Consider the following 2,951-nt stretch of genomic DNA (forward strand, 5'->3'; position numbering starts at 1 on the left):
TCCCCGCCACGATCACCGTGATGAGCTGTGCGAGCACCCCAACGACTCGACACACCAGACCCGGTGACCTGCACGAATCACGATGAAACTTCCTCAGTTACTGGACGCCTGGTAGTCGTACGCCACGTAGAGCTGGTCGCCAGGCAAGACCGGGACAGTGGTCAGCTGCATATCCCGGGTTGTCGCACTGGCAGCAGTCGCATCGACCTTCAAGGACTTGGCTGACCCGTTGCCCGTGCCGGCGATCGACCACCACGGGCTGCCAGCCACGAGCGCCGCCGTGTACGGGCCCTCAAAGCTCGGGTCACTCAACAGGTTCGCGCCACCGGAGACGGTCAGCTTGTCGGTGGTGACCGCGCCTGCCGCGAGCTCGCTGGCGGTGACCGAACCGGCCAGGATCTCCCGTGCCGTGACCGCATCGGCCGCGATCTTCCCGGCCCCGACCGCGTTGTCCTGGATCTTCGCCAGGGACACGGCCAGGTCGTGCAACTTGTCCTCCATCACCGCCCCGGCCTGGAGCGCGGTGGAATCCACGGCGTTGGTGGCCAACTTGGCGGCCGTGACCGCGTCGTCAGCGAGCTTGAGTTCGGTCACGGCCCCATCGGCGAGCTTGCCGACCGTGACCGCAGCCGCACCCAGCTTCTCCGCCAGGACCGCCCCATCCGCGAGCGCGACGCTGCCGACCGCCCCCGTATCGATCTTCGCGGCGGTGACCGCGCCGTCGGCGAGAGCCAGCTCGTCGACGATGCCGGCCAGCACGGCGTCGGCGACAACCGGCTGCGGCCCGGCCGGGCCCGCCACGGCCGACGGCGCGGACGCCACGCCCGAGGTCGACACACACCAGGCGCACCCACACCGGCCCGTCTGTGGGCACCGTCATGCTGCCGCCGGCGGTGGAGTGGAACGTGGAGAACAGGGGGCGGTCGTCGGCGAAGTCCGCCGCGGTGGAGAAGTGGACCTCGACAGAGGCGAAGTCGGCCGGGGCCTGGCTGCCGTCAGCGAACGCACCGCCCCAGGACACGGCGACACCGCCGAGGACGGAGGCGACCACCGGCGCGGACGGCACAGGCGGGGTGGGGCCGTTGACGGCCGCCAACGCCACCGTGCCGTCCTGCTGCACGCCGATGCTGCCGCGCAGCGTGCCGCCGTCGTCGAAGACGGCGATAGCGCCGTTCTCGATCGAGGAGTTCGCCAGGCGGCTGGTACGCGACAGGTCCCGCACCTGACGCTCCAGGGCGGCGATCCTGCCCGCCAGAAGAGTGAGGGTGTCAGCCAAAGGGTTCAGCCTCCGTAGATGAAGGAGTCGGCGCGAGCCAGGCTCACCGTCATGCGCTCCTGCTGGTCCCCCTGCGCCGGCGTGAGCGACCAGCCGGTCACCCGCGCCCAACCTTCGTAGTCAGTCCACTCGTCGTGGACCTGCACCCGCACGTCGTCGCCCACCTGGAACGACCCGAAGCGGGCCGCGGGGTGGTCGATGATGTCGACCTGGCTGATGTCGCCGCGTATCTGTCGGGCGATCCGCTCGGTGCGGGCCTTCGCCGCCAGCTGGTCCTGGCCCTTGACCGCGGGCAGGTCCATGACCTCCTCCAGGCGCAACCGCCCGTCACGGACCGCGTCGATCGCGCGCAGCCGGGCCCGCCCCTCCCCCGAGCCCAAAGCGACGACGACCTGCGCGTACGTGTCGCCGTCGTAAGTGACCGGCTCCAGGGAGGCGACGTTCACCCCGCTGGTGAAAGACACATCCATGCGGCGGGTGCCCAGGCGAGGCCAGCCGATACGAAACCTGCGCTGCGGCTTGCCGTCCACCCAGTCGACCTGCTCGGTCCACTCCGGGCCGCCGTCGGCGGCGACCGCGTCCGCGACGAGGTCGGCCAGGGTGCGGGTCTCCCACCAGGTGGAGGCGTAAGGCTCGGCGGGGATGCCGATCTTCGCCTTGGAGGTGGTGCCGTCGACGACCACGCCCAGGTCCCCGTCGGCCTGCTCCTGGCAGTACGCCCACACGTCCCGGATCAGCTTGCACGGGTCGCCGTAGGTGTACGGGCCCCGCTTGTTGAGGTTGCCGTGGACGTCGTGGCGGCGCGCCAGATACGACCCGAACCCGGCAGCCTCGATCGGGTACTTGCCGCCCTCCGGCTCGGCCCGCCAGATCAGGCCGCCCCACATCAGCTTGGAGTCCCGCTCGGCGAAGATGAGCGTGTTGCCGGGGTCGACCATGCTGGGCAGGACGTGCGCCAGGTGGGGCTCCAGCGTCGCCTGCAGCGCCCCAGGCCCGCTCAGCTCCGGACCATAGGAGACACCCGTCAGCGGCAGGTCCCAGGCCAGGACGTTCCCGCTGATCGCGTCACACGTCAGGTAGCGGTAGGAGTGGGGCACGTCAGAACACGCCCTCCTCGAACTCCACGTCCGCGATCGCGGTCGTGGCGGCGTCCGCCTGGAGGTATCCGGCGGCGGCATTGTCCAGCGCCACCATCGACTGCAGCAGCGCAGGGGTGCCGCGCATCGCCGCAGGAACGGCGATCGTGTCGGCGGAGATCACGTTCATCCGCTGGGACCGGTCGCCGGTGGTGAACGGGCCGGTGTCGAAGGTGATGCCCTGCCCCTGGACGGTGCCGAGCTTGAACGCGGCGTGCCCCCACACGGCGCCGTTGATGACCTGCATCGCGGCCAGGTTGAACACGATCCGGGCGCGGACCGCCCACACGGGCACGCCGATCGTCCAGCGGGCCGCCGGCGGGTACGACACGTACGTGCCCTTGGCGTTGCCCGTCCAGTTCTGGTCGGCGCTCGGCGACGCGGTGTAGATCTGCCGGTCCCTACTGCAGCGATTCATAAGTCCTTCGGCGGGCTGACGGCGACTTTCCGTGATCGTCAGGCCGCCTGGAGGTAGGTGTCCTGGTGTGCCTGCTCGCGCTGGCAGCGGGCCAGATGGCGGGCGTGCTCGGCCCGCGCGT

Annotated in this window: 4 protein-coding genes; 1 reads left to right on the forward strand and 3 read right to left on the reverse strand. The window is 70.4% G+C overall.

Going from position 1 to position 2,951, the window contains the following annotated elements; translation table 11 throughout:
• Positions 1–93 precede the first annotated feature (93 nt).
• Positions 94–837: a hypothetical protein gene (locus tag EFK10_RS46120; RefSeq protein ID WP_127361594.1), complete on the reverse strand. Its 744-nt coding sequence runs from the start codon at positions 835–837 to the stop codon at positions 94–96.
• Between the two features lie 29 nt (positions 838–866).
• Here EFK10_RS46120 and EFK10_RS46125 point away from each other — a divergent pair, with 29 nt between their 5' ends.
• Entirely contained in the window at positions 867–1,226 is a 360-nt protein-coding gene (locus EFK10_RS46125) for a hypothetical protein (RefSeq protein ID WP_127361595.1), read from the forward strand.
• Positions 1,227–1,281: 55 nt separating this feature from the next.
• On the opposite strand, the gene EFK10_RS46130 is transcribed toward EFK10_RS46125, so the two are convergent.
• Both EFK10_RS46130 and EFK10_RS46135 read right to left on the reverse strand, forming a co-directional pair.
• The gene (locus EFK10_RS46130; RefSeq protein ID WP_127361596.1) at positions 1,282–2,373 is read right to left on the reverse strand and encodes a hypothetical protein; all 1,092 of its coding nucleotides are present in this window, start codon (positions 2,371–2,373) and stop codon (positions 1,282–1,284) included.
• Between the two features lies 1 nt (position 2,374).
• Positions 2,375–2,830, reverse strand: a complete 456-nt coding sequence (locus tag EFK10_RS46135; protein ID WP_127361597.1) for a hypothetical protein — start codon at positions 2,828–2,830, stop codon at positions 2,375–2,377.
• Between the last annotated feature and the right edge of the window lie 121 nt (positions 2,831–2,951).

This window comes from Streptomyces soli (assembly GCF_003999195.1).
GTDB lineage: Bacteria > Actinomycetota > Actinomycetes > Streptomycetales > Streptomycetaceae > Actinacidiphila > Actinacidiphila soli.

Excerpts from the sequence above, each read along its gene's own strand:
- EFK10_RS46135 (WP_127361597.1), bottom strand. The coding sequence starts at position 2,830 with ATGAATCGCTGCAGTAGGGACCGGCAGATCTACACCGCGTCGCCGAGC.